Below are 23790 nucleotides of genomic sequence, written 5' to 3'. Positions count from 1 at the left end.
GTGGGTCAGGCCCGCGCGAAGACGAGAGCCACGTTGTGGCCCCCGAAACCGAACGCGTTGTTCAACGCCGCGGGGATCTCCATGTGGCGCGCCTTGTGGGCGGCCACCTCCATGGTGAGGCCGTCGTCCGGGTCTTCGAGGTTGATGGTCGGAGGAACGACACCGTCCCGGATGGCCAGGATGGTGGCGATCGACTCCAGCGCCCCGGCCGCGCCGAGCAGGTGACCGGTCATCGACTTGGTCGCCGCCAGCACCGGGTGGTCGCCGAGCGCCTGGTGCAGCGCGCCGATCTCCAGCATGTCGCCGACCGGTGTCGAGGTGGCGTGGGCGTTGACGTGCACGATGTCGCGCTTGGCCACGTCCGCGTCGGCGATGGCCTTCGCGATCGCCCGGATCGCGCCCTCGCCCTCGGCGTGCGGCTGCACGATGTCGTACGCGTCGGAGGTGATCCCGGCCCCGGCGAGGCGCGCGTACACCCGGGCGCCCCGGGCGGCGGCGTGGTCGGCCCGCTCCAGCACCACCACCCCGGCGCCCTCACCGAGCACGAAGCCGTCCCGGCCCTTGTCCCACGGACGGGAGGCCCGCTCCGGCTCGTCGTTGCGGGTCGACATGGCCCGCATCGAGGCGAACCCGGCGATCGGCAGCGGGTGGATGACCGCCTCGGTGCCGCCGGCCACCACCACGTCGGCGCGGCCGGCGCGGATGATGTCCAGCCCCAGCGCGATCGCCTCCGCACCGGTCGCGCAGGCGCTGGCCACCGAGTGCACGCCGGCCTTGGCGCCGAGTTCCAGCCCGACCCAGGCGGCCGGACCGTTCGGCATCAGCATCGGCACGGTGTGCGGGGAGACCCGGCGCGGCCCGGACGACTCGAGGATGTCGTCCTGGGCGAGCAGGGTGGTGGCGCCGCCGATGCCGGAGCCGACGCTGACCGCCAGCCGCTCCGGGTCCAGCCCGGAGTCGGCCAGGCCGGCGTCCGCCCAGGCCTGCTTCGCCGCGATGATGGCGATCGCCTCGGACCGGTCCAGCCGGCGCAGCTTGACCCGCTCCAGCACCTCGGACGGCTCCACCGCGAGCTGCGCGGCGATCCGGACCGGCAGTTGTGCCGCCCACTCCTGGGTGAGCGCACCCACCCCGGAGCGGCCGGCGACCATGGCGTCCCAGGTCGACGCGACGTCCCCGCCGAGCGGGGTCGTCGCGCCGAGCCCGGTGACGACGACGTCGGGACGACTCATGATCAGGACTGCGCCTCGATGTAGCTGACGGCGTCCCCGACGGTCTTCAGGTTCTGCACCTCGTTGTCCGGGATCTTGACGCCGAACTTCTCCTCGGCCGCCACCACGACCTCCACCATGGAGAGCGAGTCGACGTCCAGGTCGTCGGTGAAGGACTTCCCCTCGGCCACGTCGTCCGGGTTCACCCCGGCAACCTCCTCGAGGATCTCGGCGAGGCCGGCGGTGATCTCGTCACGGGTCATTGCGGTTGGTTCCTCTCATCGGGGGATTCACTCGACGGCGGCGGCGCCGGCCGTCACTCCGGCGCTGGCGCGCCGGAGGGGTCTTCAGGGGCAGCGGACGACCTGACCGGCGTAGGTCAGGCCGCCGCCGAAGCCGAACAGCAGCACCGGGGCGCCGGAGGGCACCTCGCGCCGCTCGACCAGCTTGGACAGGGCCAGCGGCACGCTCGCCGCCGAGGTGTTGCCGGACTCGACGATGTCCTTGGCGATGATCGCGTCGGGGATGTTCAGCCGCTTGGCGATGCCGTCGATGATCCGGGCGTTGGCCTGGTGCGGCACGAACGCGGCCAGCTCGGCCGGGTCCACCCCGGCGCGTTCGCAGGCCCGCAGGGCCAGCGGCGCCAGCTCGGTGGTGGCCCAGCGGAACACCGCCTGCCCCTCCTGCTGGATGTACGGCCGCCAGCCCTCGATGCGGACCGCGTCGCTCTTCTCCGGCACCGAGCCCCAGACCACCGGGCCAACCCCGGCCGGTTCGCCCTCGGCGCCGGCGGTGACCACCGCGGCCCCCGCGCCGTCGCCGAAGATGATGCAGGTGGAGCGGTCCGTCCAGTCGGTGAAGTCGGAGAGCTTCTCGGCGCCGATGACGAGGGCGTTGCGCGAGGCGCCGGCCCGGATGGCGTGGTCGACCGTGCCCAGCGCGTACGCGAAGCCGGAGCAGGCCGTGTTGATGTCGTACGCCCCGGGCGCGGTGATGCCGAGCTTCGCGGCGACCCGGCAGGCCACGTTCGGGCTGCGGTCCACCGACGTGCAGGTGGCCACCACCACCAGGTCGATGTCGGCGGCGGTCAGCCCGGAGTTGGCCAGTGCCTTGCCGGCCGCGGCCGCGGCCATGTCGGCCACCGTCTCGCCGTCGGCGACCCGCCGGGTGACGATGCCGACCCGGTCCCGGATCCACTCGTCGCTGGTCTCCACGAGCTGGGCGATCTCGTCGTTGGTCACCACCCGGGAGGGCTGGTAGTGGCCCAGGGCGACGATGCGGCTTCCGGCAGCCATCAGTGCTGTCCTCCGATGCGGGCGAGCGGTTGGCCCGGGGCGACCGGGTCGTCGTGGTGGGCGAGCCACTCGGTGAGCAGGCCGCTGTCGTGGGCGGTCACCTCGACCGGCCCCTGCCGGGTGGCGACCTGGCCGATGACCTGACCGGCCCGGACCGACGCGCCCTCGGCGAGCCCCCCGGCGGGCGCGAAGGTGCCGGCGGAGGGGGCCACCACCACCCGGAACGAGATGGTCGGTTCGTGGCTCGGCGCCATCCCGTGCCGGGCGATCAGGTCCCGGGCGGCGGGCAGGTCGTCCGGGGTGTTCACGGTGACGATCTCCGGTGCGCCGGCGGCCTTGAGTTCCCGCTTGACCAGCCCGGCCAGCGTGCCGGCCGGGGGCAGCTCGATCACCCCGGTCACCCCGAGGTCGGCCAGCGTCCGCATGCACAGGTCCCAGCGGACCGGCGCGGTGACCTGCCGGACCAGCCGCTGCACCAGCTCCCGGCCGTGGTTGACAGCGGCCCCGTCGAGGTTGGACAGCAGGATCCGGTTCGGGTCGGCCGGGGTGATCCCGGCGGCCACCGCGGCCAGCGCCGACTCGGCCGGCGCCATGTAGGGGGTGTGGAACGCGCCGGCCACCTGGAGCCGGACGATCCGGGTCCGGGCCGGCGGCTCGGCGGCGAACTTGTCCAGGTTCTCCACCGCACCGGCGGCGACGACCTGGCCGGCGCCGTTGCGGTTGGCGGCGTGCAGGCCGTGCGCCTCGATCGCGGCGAGCACCTCGTCCGGGTCGCCGCCCAGCACGGCGGCCATCCCGGTGGGCTCCAGCGCGCAGGCGGCGGCCATCTCGCGGCCGCGCACCCCGGCCAGGGTGATCGCCGCCTCCGCCGGGAGCACCCCGGCCAGCGCCGCCGCGCCCAGTTCGCCGACGCTGTGCCCGGCGGTCAGCGCGACGTCGTGCATCGGCAGGTGCTCGCCGGCCAGCAGCGCCGCCGCGACCAGCAGCGGCTGGGTGCGGGCGGTGTCCTTGATCTCGTCGGCGTCGGCGGCGGTGCCCAGGTGCACCAGGTCGACCCCGGCCAGCGCCGACCACCAGCGCAGCCGCGCCTCGGCACCGGGCAGGTCGAGCCAGGGAGTCAGGAAGCCGGGTTTCTGCGAACCCTGGCCGGGAGAGAGTACGGCGAGCACGTCTACAGACTCTCCCGGATACGCGTGGGTAGCGCTGTGCCGACCGCCACCAAACCACACTAGGACCTTTGGAGGGATCCTACAAAAATCGGCGGTGGTCATCGCCCGGCTGTGCGGTTTTACCGACGCCTGGACCCATTGTCTGACTCGGGACCACCGGGACCACTGGGTCGAGCCGGCCCACGGTCAACGCCACCCGCAGGGCGAACGCGTCCCGCGGCGCGAGCGGGGAGAAGCCGGTGACCTCGGCGATCCGCCGCAGCCGGTAGCGGACCGTGTTCGGGTGCACGAAGAGGGCCCGCGCGGCGCTCTCCAGCGTCCCGCCGGCGGCGAAGAAGGCGTCCAGCGTCTCCAGCAGCTCGCCGCCGGCGCGGACCAGGGTCGCGTACACGTCGTGGCGCAGCCGGCGGCGCGCCTCGGCGTCCCCGGCCAGCGCCCGCTCCGGCAGCAGGTCGCCCGCCGGCACCGGCCGGGGCGCGGTGGGCCACGCCGGCGCGGCGCGGAAACCGGCCAGCGCCGCCCGGGCCGACTCGGTGGCCTCGTCCAGGCTGGGCACCGCCGGGCCGACCACCACCGGCCCGTCCCCGAACGCGCTGAGCAGCTTCCCGGTGGCGGCGAGCGGGTCGGCGGCGCCGCCGAGCACGATCACCAGCCGGTCGCCGTGCACGCCGCCGATCACCTCGGCGCCGATCCGCCGGGCCTGCCGGTAGACGGTGTGCAGGACGGCGGAGACCTCGCCGCCGGGGGAGCGGCCGACCGCTACCGCCACCGGCGGCGCGTCCGACCAGCCCAGCGCGGCGGCCCGGCTGGCCAGCACGTCCGGCGAGTCACCGCGCAGCAGCGCGTCCACCAGCAGGGCCTGCAACCGGGCGTCCCAGGCGCCGCGGGACTCGGCGGCCCGGGCGTAGACCCGGGCGGCGGCGAAGGCGATCTCCCGGGAGAACCGCAGCACGGCCTCGCGCAGCTGCTGCTCCTCGCCCTCCGCGGCCAGGTGGGCGACCTGCTCCTCGACCACGTCGATGGTCACCTTGATCAGCGCGACCGTCTGCTGGAGGCTGATCGACCGGGCCAGCGCCTGCGGCGCGGCGGCGAAGACCTCGTCGGAGACCTCCTGGGTGCTGTCCGCGGTGCCGCCGCCGTCGCGCAGCCACTGCACCAGCGAGCGGGCGCCGGCCTGGGCCACCAGCATCACCCAGGAGCGCTGGTCGGCCGGGAGGGTGCGGAACCAGGGCAGGGTCTCGTCCATCCGGGCCACGCTGGCGGTGGCCAGCGCCCCCGCCGCCCGTTCGATCCGGCGCAGCGTGGCCGACAGCTCGATCTCGCCCGGCTCGTCCACGGCTCCAGCCTGACATGCGCTGACCAGGCGCTTCCCGCCGCCCCGGCGGTCAGGCCGCCGGGGGAGCGGGCAGGCCCAGCTCCTGGGCCAGGATGGCGGCCTGCACCCGGCTGCGCAGGTCGAGCTTCGCGAGGATCCGGCTGACGTGCGTCTTGGTGGTGCTCTCCGCCATCGACAGCCGGTCGGCGATCTGCTGGTTGGACAGGCCGAGCCCGAGGCAGGCCAGCACGTCCCGCTCCCGCGGGGTCAGTGCCGCCACCGCCGCCCGGGTGGCGGCGGAGGCGGCCGGAGCGGTCGCCGCGAACGCCGTGATCAGTCGCCGGGTCACCGCGGGGGCGATGAACCCCTCGCCCCGGGCGACCGTCCGCACCGCCGCCACCAGCCCCTCGGCGTCGGTGTTCTTGAGCAGGAAGCCCGCGGCCCCGGCCCGGAGCGCCCCGAAGACGTACTCGTCGAGGTCGAAGGTGGTGAGCACGAGCACGTCGGCGAGCCGGTCGGCGACGATCTCCCGGGTGGCCGAGATGCCGTCCAGCCGCGGCATCCGCACGTCCAGCACCGCGACGTCCGGGCGGAGTTCCCGGCAGAGCCGGACGGCCTCGGCGCCGTCGTCCGCCTCGGCCACCACCTCGACGCCCGGCGCCCCGGCCAGGATCAACGCCAGCCCGGCCCGGACCGCCGCCTGGTCGTCGGCGAGCAGCACCCGGATCACCTCGGTCACGTCACCCTCCCGTCCGAACGCCGTCGGCACGGCCGGTCACGGCGTCGCCTCCGTGGGCAGCTCCGCCCGGACCCGCCAGTCGCCGTCCTCCGGGCCGGCGGTGAACCGGCCGTGCAGCAGCACCGCCCGCTCCCGCATCCCGACCAACCCGGCACCCGCGCCGGCCAGCGAGTCACCGCCGGCGCGCACCGGGTTCGTCACGGTCACCACCACCTTCGCCGGCTCGTACGCGACCACCAGCTCGGCCCGGCCGGCACCGTGCTTGAGGGCGTTGGTCAGCGACTCCTGGACGATCCGGTACGCCGCCAGGTCCACCCCGACCGGCAGCGCGCGGGGCGTTCCGTGCCGCTGCACCCGGACCGTCAGCCCGGCGGCGCGAACCCGGCTGACCAGCGCGTCCACCTCGCTCAACCGGGCCCGGGTCGCCTCGTCCGTCGCGTCCGTGGCCGGTCCGCCCTCCGCCGGCTCCCGGAGCAGCCCGATCATCTGGCGCATCTCGGCCAGCCCCTGCACGCTGTTCTCCCGGATCACCCGCAGCGCCCGGTCGACCTGGTCCCGGTCCAGCCCGGCCACGGAGAGCGCGGCGGTGGCGTGGATGGCCACCGCGCTCAGGTGGTTGGCGACCACGTCGTGCAGCTCGCGGGCCATCCGGGCGCGTTCCGCGCTCACCGCCTGCCGCCGGTCCAGCTCGACGAGCCGTGCTGTCTGTTCGGCGCGGGCGCGCTCGGTCGCCGCCTGGTCCCGGTACTGCCGGACGCTGATCCCGGTGAGCACCGGCAGCAGCCCGAGCAGCACCACCGGCACCCCGACGCCCACCCCGCGCCAGTTTCCCAGCAGCACCACCCCGAGCACCGCGCCGAGGACAGTCAGCCCGACGGTGACCCGCAGCAGCCAGCGCCAGGTCCGGGCGGAACCGAACACGCACGCGTCGTAGACCACCTGGGTGTAGACCAGGACGGTCGCCAGCGAGCTACCCAGCGCCAGGTCGGCCAGCACCGCCACGGTGCCGAGCGCCAGGCTGCCCCGGCTGGCGACCCGGCGCAGCCCGACCGCCGCGCAGACCGCCACCAGCGGCAGCAGGAACAGCGCCTTCGGCACGTCCGGGGCCCAGGGCAGCTGCGGCTGCGTGCCCAGGCCGTGCACGACCAGGCCGCCGACCAGCGATCCGCCGCCCAGCTCGAGGTCGCGGCCGAGGGTGCCGGGCCCGAGCCACGCTGGCGGTCGCATGGCACCGATCCCACCACAGCCGTGGCCGCTCGGGCTCCGACCGGTGGAGGAGGCCGCGCCGGCCCCCGTCCACCGAAGGTGGTACGCCCGCCGCGGACCGCTGGACCCGGCGGCGTGGCCCGCCGGCCGGCGTCCGGTCGGATCCGTCGAAGGGCCGCGGTGCGGGTCCGTCGAAGGATGGAGCCGGATCTCCTCTCCGCCGTCGAGGTCGCCGGCCGCCGGCCGGGCCAGGCTGGTGACCGGAAGGAAACGGGAGGGTCAGAGATGCTGGTGGCGGTCATCGTCGCGTGTGAGATCGGGTTCTGGCTGGTGCTCGGCGCCGGGCTGCTGGCCCGCTATCCGCTGCGCCGGCCACGGCTCGGCGCGGCGCTGCTGGTCTGCGTACCGCTGGTGGACCTGGTGCTGCTCGCGGCGACCGCCGTCGACCTCCGGCGCGGCGCGACCGCCGACGTCACCCACGGGCTGGCCGCCGCCTATCTCGGCTTCTCGGTCGCCTTCGGCCACTCGATGGTCCGCTGGGCCGACCAGCGGTTCGCGCACCGGTTCGCCGGCGGCCCGCCGCCGGCGAAGCCGCCCCGTGCCGGCTGGGCCCGGACCCGGTACGAGTGGCGGGAGTGGGGCAAGGGCCTGGTCGGCTGGGCGATCGCCTGTGGGCTGCTCGGCGCCGCGATCCTCTGGGTGGACGACGCGGAACGGACCCGCGAGCTGGCGAACTGGATCGGCAAGCTCACCCTCGCCATCGTGATCTGGCTGGTCGCCTTCCCGCTCTGGGAGACGATCTTCCCGCGCCGGGCCCGCCGCTGACCCGGGTATGCGCTGCACGGCTCGTCGGTCCCGGCCAGTACGGTGGCAGGGCACGTCGGGGCCAGCACCGGCGGGCGCCGGCGAGCGTGAGGAGACCGGGATGGCGCACGGGGAGGCCGACCACGGCTGCGCCCAGGGCGAGCCCTGCCGGCCGGGTCACCACGAGCAGCAGCCGGTCGCCAAGCACCACCGCCGGCTGGTCGGCGGGCCGGCCGAGCCGGGCCGCCAGGCCGAGCGGGCCGACGAGGATCCGCCGGTGCCCCGGCAGCGGGCGGCCGAGCCGGCCCTGCCGGGCGAGGTGGAGCCGGCCGGCTCCGGGGGTTGCCGCAGCGACCTGCCCGGCTGGGCGGGCGCGCACCGGCACGGGCCGGTCCGCCCGCCGCGACGCGCGATCCGGCGGGAGCGGCCCCCGCACCGTTGGTGCTGACCTCGCGGGCGCCGTCCGCCGGTTAGCGTGGTGGTCGTGAGGGCGATCGCCATCGACGCGTACGGGCCGGCCGACCTGCTCGCCGTGCGCGAGCTTCCGGAGCCGCCGGTCGGCCCGGACACGGTCCTGGTGCGGGTACGCGCCGCCGGGGTGAACCCGGTCGACTGGAAGGTGCGCGAGGGGTACCTGGCCGGCGCGTTCCCCAGCCACTTCCCGCTGGTGCCCGGGTGGGACGCGGCCGGCGTGGTGGCCGCGGTGGGCCCCGCGGTGACCGGCTTCGCGGTCGGCGACGAGGTCGTCGGGTACGTCCGGCGCGACGACATCCAACACGGCACGTACGCCGAACTGGTGCCGGCCCCGGAGCGGACGCTGGCCGACAAGCCGGTGCGGGCGTCCTGGGCCGAGGCGGGCGGGCTGCCGCTCGCCGGGCTCACCGCCTACCAGGCCCTCCGGTCGGTGCGTACCGGTAGCGGCGACACCGTGCTGGTGCACGGCGCGGCCGGCGGGGTCGGCCACCTGGCGGTGCAGCTCGCCCGGGCCCTCGGCGCGCAGCGGGTGATCGGCACGGCGGGCGACGCCAACCACGACTTCGTCCGGTCGCTGGGCGCGGAGCCGGTCAGCCACGGCGACGGCCTGCTGGACCGGGTCCGGGCGGTCGCGCCCGACGGGGTGGACGTGGCGCTCGACCTGTTCGGCGGCGACGCGCTGGAGGTCTCGGCCCAGCTGATGGACCGGCCGGCCCGGCTGGTCTCCACGGCCGACCCGGACCACGTCACCCGGCTGGGCGGCAGCTACCTGTTCGTCAAGCCGTCGACGGCGGACCTGAGCCTGCTCGCCGGGCTGGTCGACGCCGGGCGGCTCACCGTCCACGTGGCACGCACGTTCCCGCTGGCCGAGGCCGCGGCCGCGCACCGGCTGGTGCAGGCCGGGCACGTCCGGGGCAAGGTGGTGCTCGAAATCTGACCCGGCGCGGTCGCGGCTGGCGGGCCGGGCCCGCGCCGCGGTCAGCTGGTGCGGCGGCGGATCAGCAGCGCGATCCCGGCCAGACCGAGGGTGATCACCAGCACCACCGCGCCGTTGAGCAGCAGCAGGCGCTGCATCTCGCCGAGCGCCTCGTCGATGTCGCGGGCCGGGTCGAGGGCGTCCTCCGGGATCACCCGCTCGCCGCCGCCGACGCCGCCGCTGACCGTGTCGAACTCCCGCTCCAGCGGCACCCCGGCGGTGCGCAGCGTCTCGGACATGGACAGCCGGCCGAGGAACCAGCCCGCGCTGGTCTTGCGGTTGTCCGGCTGCTTGGCCGGCCGGAACACCCGCGGTCCGCCCTTGGCCTTGGGATAGAGGTCGTACGTCTGCTTCGGCGTGTCGCCGGCGAACACCACGACCGTGTACTTCGGACCGAGGTCGGCCGCCTTCGGGCCGGTCTTCTGCCCGATGCCGGGCAGGAAGCTGACCTGGTCGATGACGGCGACCACGTGCTGCGGGTGGGACTCGGCGCGCAGCCGCAGCGGCTCGGCCAGCCCGTCCCCGGTGATGTCCACCCCGGGCGGGGGCTTCGGGGCGGCCGTCGCCGGCCCCGCCGCGGCCACCGCGACCAGCGTCGCCGCCAGCCCGCCCACCAGTACCGCGACCAGTCGCCTCATCCGTCGGACCATCGCCGCCTCCTCGCCCCGTTCGATGGATGGCTTCGCTGCAGGTCACGTGCGTGGTTGGTGGACGGAGGTGACCGTGGCCACAGGCCGGGACCCACCTCAGAGACTCCGCGGAACGTCGCTCGGTTGCAGCTGGTGGAACAGTATTTGGAACTATCTGCGATCTCGGCTCGACTAATGTGCGGCAGCCGTTGATCAGCGGGCGGATCGTACCTTTGCGGAGGGGCTCATGGGGGGCAGGGTCGCACGTGTGGCGCGTACCTGGCCAGCGGTGTTCGGCGTGGCGCTCGGCGTGTCCCTGCTGCCGGCGACGCCGGCGGCCGCGCACAACTCGCTGACCGGCAGCGATCCGCGCGACGGCGCCCGGGTGGCGACCGCGCCGGCCCGGATCGAGCTGCGGTTCCTGGCCAAGCCGGATCCGGCCACGACGAAGATCACAGTCACCGGGCCGGACAACGTGGCGGCGCTGGGTGGCGCGCCGACCTTCACCGGCAACCGGGTACGCCTGCCGTTCAAGCCGGGCCGGGCGGGGCTCTACATCGTCGGCTACCGGGTGGCCTCCAGCGACGGGCACCCGGTCTCCGGCGAGGTCCGGTTCACCCTCATTACCGGCACGCCGGCCGACCCCTCGGCGTCGGCCACCGCCCCGGCCGCCTCCGTCCCACCGGCGTCGCCGTCCGGCGCGCCGACGGCGACGCCGAGCGGCAGCGCCAGCGTCGCCGCGGTGCCGGCGGCCGAGGAGGGTACGGAGTCGGGTGGTCGCGGCTGGCTCTGGGCGACGCTCGGCGGGGCCGTGCTGCTCGCCGCGCTGGTCGCCGGCCTGCTGCTGCGGCGCCGGTCGGCCCGGGGCTGACGCCACCACCGGCGGGGCGCCTCGCCGACCGGCTCCGCCCCGCGACCGGGGGCCGACCGGGATCAGACCAGGCGGACCCGGGCGGCGCGCAGCCGGGTCAGGGTGCGCTCGCGGCCGAGCACCTCCAGCGACTCGAACAGCGGCAGCCCGACCGTACGGCCGGTGACCGCGACCCGGACCGGGGCCTGCGCCTTGCCGAGCTTGAGCCCGCGCTCCGCGCCGACCGCCTCCAGGGCGGCCTTGAGCGACTCGGCGTCCCAGGACTCCAGCGCCTCGAAGGCCGCGGTCGCCGCCTCCAGCAGCTCGGCCGAGCCCTCCTTCATCGCCTTGGCCCAGGCCGCCTCGTCGATCAGCGGCGAGGCGAGGAAGAGGAAGTCGACGTTCGGCACGATCTCGCTGAGCACCGCGATCCGGGTCTGCGCCAGCGGGGCCACCGCGGCGAACGCGGCGGCGTCGAACTCCGCCGGCTGCCACGGCGGCGGCGCGATGGTGCCGGTGCCGGTCAGCCACGGCTGGCAGGCCGCGACGAAGTCCTCGATCGGCAGCGCCCGGATGTACTCGCCGTTGAACGCGCGCAGCTTCTTCTCGTCGAAGAAAGCCGGCGAGGGGTTGACCTCCTCCAGTCGGAACTCCTGCTCGATCACCGACCAGGGCACGATCTCCCGGTCGCCGGAGGGCGCCCAGCCGAGCAGCATCAGGTAGTTGCGCATCGCGGCGGCGAGGTAGCCCTCGTCCCGGTACGCCTCCAGGGCGACCTTGTCGCGCCGCTTGGACAGCTTCTGCCGCTTCTCGTTGACCACCACCGGCACGTGCGCCCAGGTCGGCGGCTTGACCCCGAGGGCGTCCCAGAGGAGCTGCTGCTTCGGGGTGTTCGGCAGGTGCTCCTCGGCCCGGATCACGTGGGTGATCCCCATGGTCATGTCGTCCACGACGTTGGCCAGCAGGAACACCGGCGAGCCGTCGCCGCGGGCGATGACGAAGTCCTCGATCAGCTTGTTCTCGAAGGTGGGCTCGCCGCGGATCAGGTCGACCACCACCGTCTCGCCCTCGTCGGGCGTGCGGAAGCGCAGCGCCCGGCCCTCGCCCGGGCCCAGCCCACGGTCGCGGCAGAAGCCGTCGTAGCCCTGGTACTGCGAGCCGGTGCGGGCCTGCACCGCCTCCCGGGTGCAGTCGCAGTAGTACGCCCGGCCCGACTCGTACAGCCGGGCGGCGGCGGCCCGGTGCTCACCGGCGTACTGCGACTGGAAGTAGGGGCCCTCGTAGCTGCCCCGCTCGATGCCGATCCAGTCGAGCGCGGAGAGGATGCCCTCGGTCCACTCCGGCTTGTTCCGCGCCGCGTCGGTGTCCTCGATGCGGAGCACGAACACCCCGCCCTGCTGCTTGGCGTAGATCCAGTTCTGCAGGGCCGAGCGGGCGCCGCCGACGTGGAACATACCGGTCGGGGAGGGGGCGAAGCGTACACGTACCGTCACGTCCCCCAGCCTACGGCGGGCCGCCACCGGATTCGGCCAGGGGTGCGGGTCAGGGCACCGACCGGATCTTCACCACCAGCACGCTGCCCAGCACGGTGACCGCCGCGGTGACCGCGTAGAGCGTCGGATAACCGCCCAGATGCACCACGAGCGGGGCGGAGATCGCCGGACCGAGCACCTGCGGGGCGGAGTTGGCGATGTTGATCACGCCGAGGTCCTTGGCCCGGTCGGTGGCCCGGGGCAGCACCTGGGTGATCAGGGCGGCGTCCACCGAGAGGTAGACGCCGTAGCCGGCGCCGAGCAGCAGTGCGGCGAGCACCGCCATCGGCCAGACCGGCGCGACGGCGAGCAGCAGCGCGGCGACCGCCATGATCCCGCCGGAGGCGATCACGAAGACCTTCCGCCGGCCGGAGCGGTCGGAGAGCCAGCCGGCCAGCACCGCGGTCGCGGCCAGCCCGGCCGTGTAGAGCAGGATCAGCACCAGCAGGCCGCCCTCGGGGTCGGCCAGCCGCACCTGGTCGGTGAGGAAGTAGAGCAGGTACAGGGTGCCCAGGGCGTTGCCGAGCTGGACCAGGAACCGGGTGATCCAGGCCCAGCCGAAGTCCGGGTGGGCCCGGGGCGAGACCCACATCGAGGCGAGCAGGGCGCGCGGCCGCAGCGCCGGACGGTGCCCGCGGGGCAGCGGGTCGTCGGTGGTGAACAGGGTGAACGGCAGCGCCAGCAGCAGCACCGCCGCCGCGACCGCCAGGTAGCCGGCGGCGTTGCCGGTGACCACGGCGGTCACCAGCACCACGCCGAGCACCAGCCCGAGCGCCTGCGGGATGCCCACCCAGCCGGAGACCCCGCCGCGCTGGGTCACCGGCACCCGGTCCGGCACGGCGGCGGTGAGGCTGGCCAGCATGGCGTTGAAGCAGACCTGGGCGGCGACCCAGCCGAGCGCCACCCCGAGCACGGTGCGCTGCTGGGCCAGCAGCGCCAGGGCCGCCGCGCCGAGCAGCGCCCCGCCCGCGGTCCAGACGTGCCGGCGGCCGAACTCCCGGCCGCCCACGCGCAGGCAGGTCCGGTCGGACAGCGCGCCGGCGAGTGGGTTGGCGAGCACCGCGGCGAGCGCGCCGAGGCCGGTGACCAGGGCGAGCGCGGCCTCCTTGTCGGCCGGCGCGATCCGCTCCACCTGCTGTGGCAGCAGCACCTGGATCGGGGTGAAGAAGGCCATCCACACGCCGAGGTTGGCCGCGAAGATCAGCGCGATCCAGCCGCGCCGGACCGGGACGGTCGGCTCGGCCAGCGCCGCCGGCAGCGAGGCCGGCGTCGGGTCGACGGTGGTCACGCCGCCGGTGTCCGGCGGCTGGCCGCGATCACGTCGCGGAACCAGGCGTACGAGGACTTCGGGGTGCGCACCCCGGTGTCGAAGTCGACGTGCACCAGGCCGAAGCGCTTGGTGAAGCCCTCGGCCCACTCCCAGTTGTCCAGCAGCGACCAGACGAAGTAGCCCCGGACGTCCACCCCGTCGTCGAGGGCGGCCCGGACCGCGCGCAGGTGCCCGTCGAGGTAGGCGATCCGCTCCGGGTCGGGCACCCGCCCGGTGCCGTCCGGGGCGTCGTCGTAGGCGCAGCCGCTCTCGGTGATCTCGATCGGGGGCAGGTCGTCGCGGTAGGTGTCGCGCAGCCAGCCGAGCAGTTCGCGCAGCCCGTCCGGCGCGACCGGCCAGTCGAAGGCGGTCCGCGGGTAGCCGTCCAGCGGCACCAGGTCGAACGGCAGCGGCGAACCCTCCTCCGGGGCGCGTACCGCTGTGGGGTTGTAGTAGTTGACCCCGAGCACGTCGATCGGCGCGGCGATCACCGCCAGGTCGCCGTCGCGGACCACGCCGGCGTCGAAGTCCTGCCCGGCCGGGTAGCCGCGGCCGAGCAGCGGGTCGGTGAAGAGCCGGTTGTGCAGCGCCTCGTACGCGGCCGCCGCCGCCCGGTCGGCGTCGGTGTCGCCGGCCAGCCGCACCGGCGAGTAGTTGTTGGCGATGGCGACCGGGCTGGTGCCGCGGGCGCGCAGCGCGCCGACCGCGAGACCGTGGCCGAGCAACTGGTGGTGGGCGACCGGGAAGGCGTCGAAGAGCAGCATCCGGCCGGGCGCGTGCACACCCATGCCGTGGCCGAGACTCATGTGGACGAACGGCTCGTTGAGGGTGATCCAGAGCTTGACCCGGTCGCCGAGCCGGGCCGCGGTCAGGTCGGCGTACTCGGCGAAGCGGTGCGCGGTGTCCCGGTTCAGCCAGCCGCCGGCGTCCTCCAGCGGCTGCGGCAGGTCCCAGTGGAACAGCGTGGCGACCGGGTCGATATCGCGGGCCAGCAGGTCGTCGACCAGCCGGTCGTAGAAGTCCAGCCCGGCCGGGTTGGCCGCGCCGGTGCCGCCCGGCTGGACCCGGGGCCAGGAGATGGAGAAGCGGTACGCGGAGACGCCGAGGCCGGCCATCAGGTCGACGTCCTCGGCGTGCCGGTGGTAGTGGTCGCACGCCACGTCGCCGGTGCTGCCGTCGACGATCCGGCCGGGGGAGTGCGCGAAGGTGTCCCAGATGGACGGTCCCCGGCCGCCCTCGCCGACGCCGCCCTCGATCTGGTAGGCGGAGGTGGAGACCCCCCAGCGGAAGCCGGCGGGGAAGTCGGGCAGCGGTTCGGTCGGCATGCGCCCTCCCGGTGAACGCGAAACGTGTTCGGGACTCTAGGGCGCGCCCGGCGAATGCGCCATAGGCGCTGGTCGTTCGTCAGGCAATGGTTTTCGGCGTGTCTTTTCCAAACCCGTCCAGGTAAGTCCGAATTTGTGCATAGAGTGCCGATATCGTGGGATGTCCTCACTGGAGGAAGACGGAAATGATCCTCGTGGAACGCAGTGCGCACGTGGCGGCGCCGATGGAAGCGGTCTGGGACGTCGTGCAGCGGGCCGAGCAACTGCCGGCCTGGCTGGCGGGGGTCCGCGCGGCCGAGGTGCTCTCGGGGGAGGGCTTCGGACGGCGGCAGCTGGTCCAGGCCGGACGTGGCGCGGCGCATGAGGCCGAAGTGATCGCCTATCAGGAGCCGACCCTGATCGGCTGGCGCGAACGCGCCAAGGGCGCCGGTGCCCGGGCGGAGGCGCGCACCGAGATCTACGTCCAGCTCACCGCGGACGAGGAGGAGGGCGGGACGATCGTGCGGCTCATCGTCGTACGCTGGCCGGCCGGTCCGGTCAAGGCCGCCCTGCTCCGGCTCGGCCTGCGTCGGGTCGGCGCCGACCTGGAGGACTCGCTCGCCCGGCTGACCGACCTGGCCGCCGTCGGCTGACCGGGCCCGTCCTGGCGTCGCCCGCGACGGCGGTGGCCCGGGTCCCCGCCAGGGACGCCGGACCACCGCCTGCTCGCCTGCCCCGCTCTCGGGTCGCGGGGACGACGAAGGGCCCGGCGCGAACGCGCCGGGCCCTTCGTCGTGTGCCGCCTAGCTGTCGCCGCCGGTCTCGCCGACCGGGGCGGCGTTGACGTCCTCGATGGCGTACTTCTTGGCCGCCTCGGCCGGCACGGTGGCCGGCACCACGCCGCGGAGCGCGAGCTGCCGCAGCGTCGCCACCACCACCGACTCCGCGTCGACGTGGAAGTGCCGGCGCAGCGCGTGCCGGGTGTCCGACATGCCGAAGCCGTCGGTGCCGAGCGAGGTGTAGTCCCCCGGTACCCAGCGGGCGATCAGGTCCGGTACCGCGCGCATCCAGTCGCTGACCGCGATCTTCGGCCCGTCGGCGTCGGCCAGCTTCCGCTGGACGTACGGGACCCGCTGCTCGGCGCCCGGGTTGAGCAGGTTGTGCTCCTCGCACTCGACCGCGTCCCGGCGCAGCTCGGTCCAGGAGGTCACCGACCAGACGTCGGCGGCCACCCCCCAGTCCTGGGCGAGCAGCTGCTGCGCCCGCAGCGCCCACTGCATGCCCGTGCCGGAGGCCAGCAGGTTGGCCTTCGGGGCGTCACCGCCCACCTCCGGGGCGGGGGAGTAGCGGTAGATGCCCTTGAGCAGCCCCTCGACGTCGACGTCGGACGGCTCGGCCGGCTGGAGGATCGGCTCGTTGTAGACGGTGAGGTAGTAGAAGATGTTCTCCTGCGCCTCGCCGTACATCCGGTGCAGGCCGTTCTCCACGATGTGCGCGATCTCGAACGCGAACGCCGGGTCGTACGCGACCACCGCCGGGTTGGTGGCGGCCATCAGGTGCGAGTGGCCGTCCTCGTGCTGGAGCCCCTCGCCGTTGAGCGTGGTGCGGCCGGCGGTGGCGCCGAGCAGGAAGCCCCGGGCCATCTGGTCGGCGGCTGCCCAGAGCCCGTCGGCGGTGCGCTGGAACCCGAACATCGAGTAGAAGATGTACATCGGGATCATCGGCTCGCCGTGCGTGGCGTACGACGAGCCGGCGGCGGTGAACGAGGCGACCGAGCCGGCCTCGTTGATCCCCTCGTGCAGGATCTGCCCGCCGATGGCCTCCTTGTACGACAGGAACAGGTCCCGGTCGACGGCGGTGTACCGCTGGCCGTGCGGCGAGTAGATCTTCTGGGTCGGGAAGAGCGAGTCCATGCCGAACGTGCGGGCCTCGTCCGGGATGATCGGCACCCAGCGCTTGCCGAACTCCTTGTCCTTCATGATGTCCTTGAGCAGGCGGACGAAGGCCATCGTGGTGGCCACCTTCTGCTTGCCCGAGCCCCGCTTGACGTCGGAGAACCGCTCCGGGCCGGGGATGGTCAGCCGCTTGCCCTCGGTACGCCGCGACGGCAGGTACCCGCCGAGTTGCTGGCGCCGCTCCTTGAGGTAGGCGATCTCGTCGGACTTCTCGCCCGGCGTGTAGTACGGCGGCAGGTACGGGTTCTCCTCCAGCGCCGAGTCCGGGATGTCCAGGAAGAGCCGGTCGCGGAAGGTCTTGAGGTCCTCCAGCGTCAGCTTCTTCATCTGGTGCGTGGCGTTGCGGCCCTCGAAGTGCGAGCCGAGCGTCCAGCCCTTGATCGTCTTGGCCAGGATCACCGTCGGCTGCCCGGTGTGCTCCATCGCCGCCTTGTAGGCCGCGTAGAGCTTGCGGTAGTCGTGGCCACCCCGCTTGAGGTTCCAGATCTCGTCGTCGCTGAGGTGCTCGACCATCTTGCGGGTGCGCGGGTCACGGCCGAAGAAGTGCTCCCGCACGTACGCCCCGGACTCCGCCTTGTAGGTCTGGTAGTCGCCGTCCGGCGTGGTGTTCATGAGGTTGACCAGCGCGCCGTCGGTGTCCGCGGCGAGCAGCGGGTCCCACTCCCGGCCCCAGACCACCTTGATGACGTTCCAGCCGGCGCCCCGGAAGAACGCCTCCAGCTCCTGCATGACCTTGCCGTTGCCGCGGACCGGCCCGTCCAGCCGCTGGAGGTTGCAGTTGATCACGAAGGTGAGGTTGTCCAGCTCCTCGCGGGCGGCCACCCCGATCGCGCCGAGGGTCTCCGGCTCGTCCATCTCACCGTCGCCGAGGAACGCCCAGACGTGCTGGTCGGAGGTGTCCTTGATGCCCCGGTGGTGCAGGTAGCGGTTGAACCGCGCCTGGTAGATCGCGTTCAGCCCGCCCAGGCCCATGGAGACCGTCGGGAACTCCCAGAAGTCCGGCATCAGCCGCGGGTGCGGGTACGACGGCAGGCCGCCGCCCGGGTGGGACAGCTCCTGGCGGAACCCGTCGAGCTGGTGCTCGGTGAGCCGGCCCTCGAGGTACGCCCGGGCGTACATGCCGGGGGAGGCGTGACCCTGGTAGAAGATGTGGTCGCCGCCACCCGGGTGGTTCTTGCCCCGGAAGAAGTGGTTGAAGCCCACCTCGTAGAGCGAGGCCGAGCTGGCGAAGGTGGAGATGTGCCCGCCGACGCCGATCTCCGGGCGCTGCGCCCGGTGCACCAGCATGGCGGCGTTCCACCGGACGTACGCCCGGATCCGCCGCTCGACGTGCTCGTCCCCCGGGAACCACGGCTCGCGCTCCGGCGGGATGGTGTTGATGTAGTCCGTGGTGGTCAGGGACGGCACCCCGACCTGACGCTCGCGGGCCCGCTCCAGCAGGCGCAGCATGACGTAGCGGGCGCGCTTGGTCCCGCGCTCGTCGATGACACCGTCGAGCGACTCGACCCATTCGCTGGTTTCTTCAGGGTCGATGTCCGGAAGCTGGCTCGGCAGACCGGCGGTGATCACCGGGCGCTTGCGTTCCGTAGCCACAGGCGTTCCCTCGGTTGTGTGTGGGATAGGTCTCTAGCGCCATCCTGCCCCCTTGTGCCACCTGCCGTCACGTCCACCGCCCCGAGACGCGACGCTCGACACAGGTACCCGCCGGTAACTTTCTGCAATCGGCGGGCTCGGACCCGATCCGGGCCGATCCGGGCCCGGTGACACCGCCGTCCGCTGCCGGACCAGGCCGGGCCGGTGGCCCGCCGGCCGTCGCGCCGCGCGCCCGTCGGGCGGCCTCGTGCGGCCCTCCGCGAGGCCCGCCGGCCGTCGCGCCCAGCACCCGTCGGGCGGGCTTGTCCGGCCGCCCGTGGGGCCCGCGGGCAGTCCGCCGAGCGCCCGTCGGGCGGGCTCGTCCGGCCGCCCGTGGGGCCCGCGGGCAGTCCGCCGAGCGCCCGTCGGGCGGGCTTGTCCGGCCGCCCTACCCTGCCGGCATGAGATGGCGACCGGTGGTGCTCGGTGGGGCGATGGCCGTCGTCGGGGTGGTCGGCACGGCGGTCGGCGGGGTGGCCGGCTGGTTGGTGTCACCAGCGGCGTTCATGATCGCGGCGGTCGGCGCCACGCTGGCGCTGCTCGGGGTCGGGCTGATCCGCGACGCGCGGCGGCCGCGCGGCCGGCACCGCCCGCAGGACGCGGCGGCCGGCGCGCTGTACGTCGGCCCCACCGGGGACGTCGGCACGGACTACGGCGACCGCGACCACGGCCGGGACGACCCGGCCGGCGACCGGTCCGGCGCGGGTTCCGGCGGCGGCTGGTGGGGCGGGGGCGACTCCGGCGGTGGCTGGTGGGGCGGGGGCGACTCCGGCGGTGGCTGGTCCGGCGGGGGCGGCGACTCCGGTGGCGGTGGCGGCAGCTACTGACCGCACTCTGCGGCAGAATCCGACGTATGCGCAGTGAGGTGATCAGCGTCCAGACCGGCTCCCGGCCCACCGTCCGGGACATCACCGGCGAGGCCGAGCGGTTCGTCTCCGGTCAGGGCGACGGCCTGCTGCACGTCTTCGTGCCGCACGCCACCGCCGGCCTGGCGATCATCGAGACCGGCTCCGGCTCCGACGACGACCTGCTCGCCGCGCTGGAGGACCTGCTCCCCGCCGACGACCGCTGGCGGCACCGGCACGGCTCGGCCGGGCACGGCCGGGACCACGTGCTGCCCGCCTTCCTCCCGCCGTACGCGACGCTGCCCGTGCTGGACGGGCGGCTGGCGCTGGGCACCTGGCAGTCGCTCTGCCTGGTCGACACCAACGGCGACAACCCGTCCCGCAAGGTCCGCCTCTCCTTCCTCCCCGGCTGACCCCGCCCCGCCCCGCCGCCCCACCACCCGCCGCGCGAGCACATACCGAGAACGAGTGGCCATTCCGCGCGGAATGGCCACTCGTTCACTGTTCGTGCAGCCGGGGCGGGCGGCGGGTGGTCAGGGGCGGGTGGTTTCCGTGTCGACGGTGCGGCGGCCCTCGTCGACGGCGTCGGCCGAGCGGCGCGCGGTGGCGGCCGGCAGCGGGTGGTCCGCGGTCAGGTGCAGACCCGGCACCCGGTCCTCGATGACGAACCGGGCCCGGGTGTGCGCCGGCGCGCCCGGCCGGCTCACGTACGGCAGCACGTCGAAGTCGGCGGTGAGCTGGCCGGGAGTGATCGTGGTGCGGACGTAGCCGCGCAGGTTGTTCTGGAACCGCAGGTGCGGGTTGAACGCCAGCCAGGGGTGCGAGCCGGTGGCCGAGTCGGCCCCGTCCCCGCCCGAGGTGATCGAGGAGCAGACCAGCTCGCTGCCGACGGTCCGGGAGGTCGGGTCGGCGTAGTCGAGCTTCAGGTCGCTGGCCCAGTGGGCGTGGACGTCCCCGGTGAGCACCACCGGGTTGCGGACCCCGGCGGCCAGCCAGCCGCGGGTGATCCGGTCGCGCGAGGCGACGTAGCCGTCCCAGGCGTCCATGCTGGTGACGGTCAGCGGCCCGGAGTTGTTGTCCCGCTGGGCGAAGAAGACCTGCTGACCGAGGATGTCCCAGCGGGCGTCGGAGCGGCGGAAGCCGTCCAGCAGCCAGGCCTCCTGCTCGGCCCCGGTGATGGACCGGGCCGGGTCGGCGGCCGCGGCGCAGTTGCGGTAGCCGTCCCCGCAGGCCTGGTCGTCGCGGTACTGGCGGGTGTCGAGCATGTGGAAGGTGGCCAGCCGCCCCCAGCGCACCCGCCGGTAGAGCTGCATGTCGATGCCGCGCGGCACCGAGGTGCGGCGCAGCGGCATGTTCTCGTAGTACGCCTGGAAGGCCGCCGCCCGCCGCGCGGCGAACTCCGGGTCCGGCGCCTCGGGCGTCTCGTCGGCCCAGTTGTTCTCCACCTCGTGGTCGTCGAAGACCACCACCCAGGGCGCGACGGCGTGCGCGGCCTGCAGGTCGGCGTCGGTCTTGTACTGGGCGTGCCGCTGCCGGTAGTTGGCCAGCGTCCGGGTCTCCGGACCCTCGTGGTCACGCGGGTTGCCGCCGGGCGCGTTGTACGTGTCCGGCGCGTACTCGTACTGGTAGTCACCCAGGTGCAGGATCAGCTCCGGCTCGGTCTCGGCCAGCCGCCGGTAGGCGGTGAAGTATCCGTGCTCGTACTGGGAGCAGGAGGCGAAGCCCATGGCCAGGGCGGCGGGCATGCTCCACGGGGCCGGCGCGGTGCGGGTCCGGCCCACCGGGGAGAGGTGGCCCTCGGCCCGGAACCGGTAGAAGTACTCCCGGCCGGGCAGCAGCCCGTCCAGTTCCACGTGCACGCTGTGCGCCGACCCGGGTCGCGCCCGGGCCACCCCGCGCCGGACGACGTGCCGGAACCGCTCGTCGGCGGCCAGTTCCCACCGCACCGGCACGACCCGGTCCGGCATCCCGCCGAGGCCGTCCTCGGCCAGCGGCTCGGGCGCCAGCCGGGTCCAGAGCACGAAGCCGTCGTGGTCCGGGTCGCCGGACGCCACGCCGAGGGTGAACGGGTACGCCAGCCGGCGGGTGCCGGTGGCCGGCGCCGGGCCGGGGGCGGGCTGCGCGCCGGCCGCGGCGGGTAGGCCGACGGCGCCGGCCGCGCCGACCGCCGCGCCGCTCAACAGGATCGTTCGTCGGGACAGTGCCACGAATTCCTCCCCAGAGTCCGGTTCTTGCCGACCTGGGGAGCGTCCCGAGCGCGGGTGACCGCCAGATGACCGGAAGGGCTCCTCGTCGTCGCCAACGGCCGAACAAGGAGCCCTTCCCGGTCGCTCAGACGGCGACGTCCCGCCGGGTGAAGGCGGCGGTGCCGGCGGCGACCAGCAGCACGGTGGCGCCGAGCAGCAGCAGCGCGCCGGCCGGTTGCACCCCGTCGACCAGCGGCGAGCCGCCCAGGTACCAGTGGAACGGGGACACCTCCCGCGCCCAGGCCAGCCCCTCCACCTGCGGGAAGACCGAGTTCGCCAGGTAGCCGAGCACGGCCACCGCGGCACCCGCGCCGAGCGCCGCGGCCCGCCGCCCGGTGGCCGCGCCGACGGCGAAGGCGAGCGCGGCGAAGGTCAGCCCGAACAGGGTGAGGTGCACGGTCATCGCCGCGAAGCCGCCGGCGCCGATGCCGTCGAACTGCGCCGGCCCGCTCAGCGCGACCATGACCAGGCCGAGCAGGACGGCCACCGCGACGATGCCGGCCGCCACCGCCGCGAAACGCAGCAGCGCGAGCCGGGCCCGGCTGACCGGATGGGCCAGCACCAGGTCGAGGGTGCCGGCCTCCTCGTCGCCGGCCACCGCGCGGGTGCCGGCGGCGATGGCGAAGACCGCCACCAGCAACGGCACCAGCAGGCCGTAGACGGCGCTGCCCAGGTAGCCGGCGGCGGTGGTGAGGTCGCTGTAGTTGAACGCCTCCAGCACCCCTTCCGGATACGCCGCCAGCGCCTCCTTCATCTCCGGCGTCTGCACGGTCGGCCAGAACGAGGCGTACAGCGCGCCGACGGCGACGATCGCCACGGTCCAGCCGAGCAGCGACCGGCGCGCGTCGTGCAGCGCCTTGGTGAACGGGTCACGCAGCAACACGGGTGCCCTCCTCGCGGGAGTAGTAGCCGAAGAAGAGTTCCTCCAGGTCCGGCTCCTCGGAGAGCAGCCCGACCACTGTGTGCCCGGCGGCGGCCTTGACCAGCGCGTCGGCCCGGCCGTCGAGCCGGCAGCGCAGGGTGGTGCCGGTGACGGTGACCTCGCTGACCCCGGGCAGGTCCCGGAACTCGGCCTCGCTGACCGGGTCGTCGAAGTGGATCTCGACCTTGCGGACGGCCTGCTCGCGCAGCTCCTCGACCCGGGCGACGGTGACCAGCCGGCCCTCGCGGATGATGCCCACCCGGTCGGCGGTCTGCTGCACCTCGCTCATCACGTGCGAGGACATGAAGACCGTCCGCCCGTCGGCCCGCGCCTCGCGCACCAGGGACAGGAACTCCTGTTGCAGGAACGGGTCCAGCCCGCTGGTCGGCTCGTCGAGGATGAGCAGCTCGGGCTGGTGCATGAACGCCTGCACCACGCCGACCTTCTGCCGGTTGCCCTTGCTCAACCCCTTGATCCGCCGGCCGAGGTCCAGGTCGAGCCGGGCGGCCAGCTCCTCGATCCGGGCCCGGGACACCCCGCCGCGCAGGTTGCCGAGGTAGGTCAGCAGCTCGCGGGCGGTCTGCCGGCCGTCGACCACGAAGTCGCCGGCCAGGTAGCCGATCCGGCGGCGCAGTGCCACCCCGTCGCGGCGGGGGTCCGCGCCGAGCACGCTGACCCGGCCGCTGGTCGGGCGGATCAGGTCGAGCAGCAGCCGGATGGTGGTGGACTTGCCGGCTCCGTTGGGGCCGAGGAACCCGTACACCTCGCCAGGCTCGACCCGCAGGTCCAGCCCGGTCAGGCCGCGGTTGCGGCCGTACGTCTTGACCAGCTTCTCCGTCTCGATGGCAAGCTCAGCCATCGCCCTCTCCCTTCCCCTGGTACTCGGCCTCGAAGCGTTCGACGAGCTTGGGCACCTCGCGTTCGATGAACGCGTAGAAGTCGCGCATGACGCGCAGCCGCTCGGTACCCGGGGCGTCCTCGCCGCCGACGACGGCCAGGCCGCGCTCCATCAGCTCCCGGAACGCCCGGAACTTGGTGGCGTCCGCGGCGATCCGGATGATCGCGTCCGGCCGCACCTCGTACGCGTGGCCGCGGTGGCCCGGCACCGGCACCCGACGCGCCAGGCCGCTGGTCTCCAGCAGCCGCATGCCGGTGCTGACCGAGCCCTTGGAGAGCCCGAGCCCCTCGGCGAGCTGGCCGCTGGTCTGCCACGGCGGATCGCAGACCAGCAGCCAGCCCAGCAGCTTGCCGTACGCGGGCGGCAGCCCGAGCCCGCTGAGGACGACGGCGGCGTCCTCGGCGTACCGGCGCTGGGCGGTCAGTTCCGTCATCGTCGCCTCGTTCCAAATGTTCAATAAGTTCTGAACGAAGAGTACA

23 protein-coding genes are annotated in these 23790 nt (G+C 74.2%); 7 read left to right on the top strand and 16 right to left on the bottom strand.

Going from position 1 to position 23790, the window contains the following annotated elements; all coding sequences use genetic code 11:
- Nucleotides 1-5: 5 nt before the first annotated feature.
- From fabF to SM577_RS02385, 7 genes are all read right to left on the bottom strand, one after another.
- Nucleotides 6-1232, bottom strand: coding sequence for a beta-ketoacyl-ACP synthase II (gene fabF / locus SM577_RS02415; protein WP_302918870.1), 1227 nt, complete (start codon nucleotides 1230-1232; stop codon nucleotides 6-8).
- Nucleotides 1233-1234: 2 nt separating this feature from the next.
- A complete protein-coding gene (locus SM577_RS02410) occupies nucleotides 1235-1474 on the bottom strand; it encodes an acyl carrier protein (RefSeq protein WP_007072348.1) in 240 nt (79 codons plus the stop codon).
- An 84-nt stretch (nucleotides 1475-1558) separates the two neighbouring features.
- A complete protein-coding gene (locus SM577_RS02405; RefSeq protein ID WP_302918869.1) occupies nucleotides 1559-2506 on the bottom strand; it encodes a beta-ketoacyl-ACP synthase III in 948 nt (315 codons plus the stop codon).
- Entirely contained in the window at nucleotides 2506-3675 is a 1170-nt protein-coding gene (locus tag SM577_RS02400; protein ID WP_302918868.1) for an acyltransferase domain-containing protein, read from the bottom strand. Before SM577_RS02400 ends, SM577_RS02405 begins: the two co-directional genes overlap by 1 nt.
- Before the next feature lie 79 nt (nucleotides 3676-3754).
- Nucleotides 3755-5038 (bottom strand): PucR family transcriptional regulator, encoded by a 1284-nt coding sequence (locus SM577_RS02395; RefSeq protein ID WP_474586223.1) that lies wholly within the window; start codon nucleotides 5036-5038, stop codon nucleotides 3755-3757.
- 22 nt (nucleotides 5039-5060) lie between these two features.
- Nucleotides 5061-5720 (bottom strand): response regulator transcription factor, encoded by a 660-nt coding sequence (locus SM577_RS02390; protein WP_474586222.1) that lies wholly within the window; start codon nucleotides 5718-5720, stop codon nucleotides 5061-5063.
- Nucleotides 5721-5765: 45 nt separating this feature from the next.
- Nucleotides 5766-6956 carry a sensor histidine kinase gene (locus SM577_RS02385; RefSeq protein WP_474586170.1) on the bottom strand — a complete coding sequence of 397 codons (1191 nt, stop codon included), beginning with the start codon at nucleotides 6954-6956 and terminating at the stop codon, nucleotides 5766-5768.
- Nucleotides 6957-7220: 264 nt separating this feature from the next.
- Between SM577_RS02385 and SM577_RS02380 the strand changes: the two genes are divergently transcribed.
- The 3 genes from SM577_RS02380 to SM577_RS02370 all read left to right on the top strand — a co-directional run bounded on the left by SM577_RS02380 (nucleotide 7221) and on the right by SM577_RS02370 (nucleotide 9150).
- The gene (locus SM577_RS02380; RefSeq protein ID WP_474586169.1) at nucleotides 7221-7760 is read left to right on the top strand and encodes a hypothetical protein; all 540 of its coding nucleotides are present in this window, start codon (nucleotides 7221-7223) and stop codon (nucleotides 7758-7760) included.
- 100 nt (nucleotides 7761-7860) lie between these two features.
- Nucleotides 7861-8187 carry a hypothetical protein gene (locus SM577_RS02375; RefSeq protein WP_302918865.1) on the top strand — a complete coding sequence of 109 codons (327 nt, stop codon included), beginning with the start codon at nucleotides 7861-7863 and terminating at the stop codon, nucleotides 8185-8187.
- 36 nt (nucleotides 8188-8223) lie between these two features.
- The gene (locus SM577_RS02370) at nucleotides 8224-9150 is read left to right on the top strand and encodes an NADP-dependent oxidoreductase (protein WP_474586168.1); all 927 of its coding nucleotides are present in this window, start codon (nucleotides 8224-8226) and stop codon (nucleotides 9148-9150) included.
- A 41-nt stretch (nucleotides 9151-9191) separates the two neighbouring features.
- Here SM577_RS02370 and SM577_RS02365 read toward each other — a convergent pair whose 3' ends face one another.
- Nucleotides 9192-9839, bottom strand: coding sequence for a hypothetical protein (locus tag SM577_RS02365; protein ID WP_302918863.1), 648 nt, complete (start codon nucleotides 9837-9839; stop codon nucleotides 9192-9194).
- A gap of 247 nt (nucleotides 9840-10086) precedes the next feature.
- Here SM577_RS02365 and SM577_RS02360 point away from each other — a divergent pair, with 247 nt between their 5' ends.
- Nucleotides 10087-10689 (top strand): copper resistance CopC family protein, encoded by a 603-nt coding sequence (locus SM577_RS02360; RefSeq protein ID WP_474586167.1) that lies wholly within the window; start codon nucleotides 10087-10089, stop codon nucleotides 10687-10689.
- A gap of 62 nt (nucleotides 10690-10751) precedes the next feature.
- Here the strand turns inward: SM577_RS02360 and gltX are convergent, their stop codons facing one another.
- From gltX to SM577_RS02345, 3 genes are read right to left on the bottom strand one after another with little or no spacing between them, the layout of a single operon-like run.
- Nucleotides 10752-12161 (bottom strand): glutamate--tRNA ligase, encoded by a 1410-nt coding sequence (gene gltX / locus SM577_RS02355; RefSeq protein ID WP_474586166.1) that lies wholly within the window; start codon nucleotides 12159-12161, stop codon nucleotides 10752-10754.
- A gap of 49 nt (nucleotides 12162-12210) precedes the next feature.
- Nucleotides 12211-13488, bottom strand: a complete 1278-nt coding sequence (locus SM577_RS02350; protein WP_302918860.1) for an MFS transporter — start codon at nucleotides 13486-13488, stop codon at nucleotides 12211-12213.
- Nucleotides 13485-14834: a GH1 family beta-glucosidase gene (locus tag SM577_RS02345; protein WP_474586165.1), complete on the bottom strand. Its 1350-nt coding sequence runs from the start codon at nucleotides 14832-14834 to the stop codon at nucleotides 13485-13487. The genes SM577_RS02350 and SM577_RS02345 overlap by 4 nt, the downstream gene beginning before the upstream one ends.
- Nucleotides 14835-15019: 185 nt before the next feature.
- Here SM577_RS02345 and SM577_RS02340 point away from each other — a divergent pair, with 185 nt between their 5' ends.
- Nucleotides 15020-15466 (top strand): SRPBCC family protein, encoded by a 447-nt coding sequence (locus tag SM577_RS02340; RefSeq protein WP_302918858.1) that lies wholly within the window; start codon nucleotides 15020-15022, stop codon nucleotides 15464-15466.
- A gap of 150 nt (nucleotides 15467-15616) precedes the next feature.
- Here SM577_RS02340 and aceE read toward each other — a convergent pair whose 3' ends face one another.
- On the bottom strand, nucleotides 15617-18361 hold the full coding sequence (gene aceE, locus SM577_RS02335; RefSeq protein WP_302918857.1) for a pyruvate dehydrogenase (acetyl-transferring), homodimeric type: 2745 nt from the start codon (nucleotides 18359-18361) through the stop codon (nucleotides 15617-15619).
- Between the two features lie 440 nt (nucleotides 18362-18801).
- Here aceE and SM577_RS02330 point away from each other — a divergent pair, with 440 nt between their 5' ends.
- Together SM577_RS02330 and SM577_RS02325 are read left to right on the top strand one after the other, a co-directional pair.
- Complete coding sequence (locus tag SM577_RS02330) at nucleotides 18802-19227, top strand: hypothetical protein (protein WP_474586164.1); 426 nt, start codon at nucleotides 18802-18804, stop codon at nucleotides 19225-19227.
- A gap of 26 nt (nucleotides 19228-19253) precedes the next feature.
- Nucleotides 19254-19658 carry a YjbQ family protein gene (locus tag SM577_RS02325; RefSeq protein ID WP_302918855.1) on the top strand — a complete coding sequence of 135 codons (405 nt, stop codon included), beginning with the start codon at nucleotides 19254-19256 and terminating at the stop codon, nucleotides 19656-19658.
- Between the two features lie 120 nt (nucleotides 19659-19778).
- On the opposite strand, the gene SM577_RS02320 is transcribed toward SM577_RS02325, so the two are convergent.
- The 4 genes from SM577_RS02320 to SM577_RS02305 all read right to left on the bottom strand — a co-directional run bounded on the left by SM577_RS02320 (nucleotide 19779) and on the right by SM577_RS02305 (nucleotide 23744).
- Entirely contained in the window at nucleotides 19779-21452 is a 1674-nt protein-coding gene (locus SM577_RS02320; protein ID WP_474586163.1) for an alkaline phosphatase D family protein, read from the bottom strand.
- A 124-nt stretch (nucleotides 21453-21576) separates the two neighbouring features.
- On the bottom strand, nucleotides 21577-22374 hold the full coding sequence (locus tag SM577_RS02315) for an ABC transporter permease subunit (RefSeq protein ID WP_474582079.1): 798 nt from the start codon (nucleotides 22372-22374) through the stop codon (nucleotides 21577-21579).
- Nucleotides 22361-23272 carry an ABC transporter ATP-binding protein gene (locus tag SM577_RS02310; RefSeq protein ID WP_474582080.1) on the bottom strand — a complete coding sequence of 304 codons (912 nt, stop codon included), beginning with the start codon at nucleotides 23270-23272 and terminating at the stop codon, nucleotides 22361-22363. The genes SM577_RS02315 and SM577_RS02310 overlap by 14 nt, the downstream gene beginning before the upstream one ends.
- Nucleotides 23265-23744 (bottom strand): GbsR/MarR family transcriptional regulator, encoded by a 480-nt coding sequence (locus SM577_RS02305; RefSeq protein ID WP_302918851.1) that lies wholly within the window; start codon nucleotides 23742-23744, stop codon nucleotides 23265-23267. Before SM577_RS02305 ends, SM577_RS02310 begins: the two co-directional genes overlap by 8 nt.
- Nucleotides 23745-23790: the final 46 nt, after the last annotated feature.

Source organism: Micromonospora desertarenae, assembly GCF_056150265.1.
The sequence above is the reverse complement of the archived record's forward strand: the minus strand, read 5'-3'. Positions and strand labels throughout refer to the sequence as shown.

What these genes read in the sequence shown, in the direction of transcription:
- fabF (WP_302918870.1), bottom strand. Translation starts at nt 1,232, where the DNA reads ATGAGTCGTCCCGACGTCGTCGTCACCGGGCTCGGCGCGACGACCCCG.
- SM577_RS02410 (WP_007072348.1), bottom strand. Translation starts at nt 1,474, where the DNA reads ATGACCCGTGACGAGATCACCGCCGGCCTCGCCGAGATCCTCGAGGAG.
- SM577_RS02405 (WP_302918869.1), bottom strand. Translation starts at nt 2,506, where the DNA reads ATGGCTGCCGGAAGCCGCATCGTCGCCCTGGGCCACTACCAGCCCTCC.
- SM577_RS02385 (WP_474586170.1), bottom strand. Translation starts at nt 6,956, where the DNA reads ATGCGACCGCCAGCGTGGCTCGGGCCCGGCACCCTCGGCCGCGACCTC.
- SM577_RS02380 (WP_474586169.1), top strand. Translation starts at nt 7,221, where the DNA reads ATGCTGGTGGCGGTCATCGTCGCGTGTGAGATCGGGTTCTGGCTGGTG.
- SM577_RS02375 (WP_302918865.1), top strand. Translation starts at nt 7,861, where the DNA reads ATGGCGCACGGGGAGGCCGACCACGGCTGCGCCCAGGGCGAGCCCTGC.
- SM577_RS02365 (WP_302918863.1), bottom strand. Translation starts at nt 9,839, where the DNA reads ATGGTCCGACGGATGAGGCGACTGGTCGCGGTACTGGTGGGCGGGCTG.
- SM577_RS02345 (WP_474586165.1), bottom strand. Translation starts at nt 14,834, where the DNA reads ATGCCGACCGAACCGCTGCCCGACTTCCCCGCCGGCTTCCGCTGGGGG.
- SM577_RS02340 (WP_302918858.1), top strand. Translation starts at nt 15,020, where the DNA reads ATGATCCTCGTGGAACGCAGTGCGCACGTGGCGGCGCCGATGGAAGCG.
- SM577_RS02330 (WP_474586164.1), top strand. Translation starts at nt 18,802, where the DNA reads ATGAGATGGCGACCGGTGGTGCTCGGTGGGGCGATGGCCGTCGTCGGG.
- SM577_RS02325 (WP_302918855.1), top strand. Translation starts at nt 19,254, where the DNA reads ATGCGCAGTGAGGTGATCAGCGTCCAGACCGGCTCCCGGCCCACCGTC.
- SM577_RS02310 (WP_474582080.1), bottom strand. Translation starts at nt 23,272, where the DNA reads ATGGCTGAGCTTGCCATCGAGACGGAGAAGCTGGTCAAGACGTACGGC.
- SM577_RS02305 (WP_302918851.1), bottom strand. Translation starts at nt 23,744, where the DNA reads ATGACGGAACTGACCGCCCAGCGCCGGTACGCCGAGGACGCCGCCGTC.